Below are 298 nucleotides of genomic sequence, written 5' to 3'. Positions count from 1 at the left end.
TTGGATCGAACTCATCTTTGTGACCTTGCGGTACTTCTTCTCCACCAAATTGTGTGATTTCATCTACTGGTTCTTTTGTTACTTCTTCTGTTGGCTCACCTTCGCCTACTTTTTCTCCTGTGATTGGGTTCACTGTAATTGGCGTTGTTGTTGTTTTCTCTCCTGGTTGTCCTTCTTGTGTTACTTTTTCTTCACCTGGTTTTAAGTCTGGATTGAATTCACGTTTCTTCTCAAATGGAATTTCTTCCTTAGTAACCTCTGGTTCGCCTGCTTTTGGACCATGTTTTGTGACATCGTC

The 298-nt window shown here is 41.3% G+C and carries 1 protein-coding gene; it reads right to left on the bottom strand.

The window, feature by feature from the left end; all coding sequences use genetic code 11:
• The coding region (locus LQ694_RS15485) for a G5 domain-containing protein (protein WP_239772218.1) at positions 1-298 on the bottom strand (298 nt) is incomplete at both ends.

This window comes from Mammaliicoccus sp. P-M58, from assembly GCF_022386165.1.
Classification (GTDB): Bacteria; Bacillota; Bacilli; order Staphylococcales; family Staphylococcaceae; genus Mammaliicoccus; species Mammaliicoccus sciuri.
The sequence above is the reverse complement of the archived record's forward strand: the minus strand, read 5'-3'. Positions and strand labels throughout refer to the sequence as shown.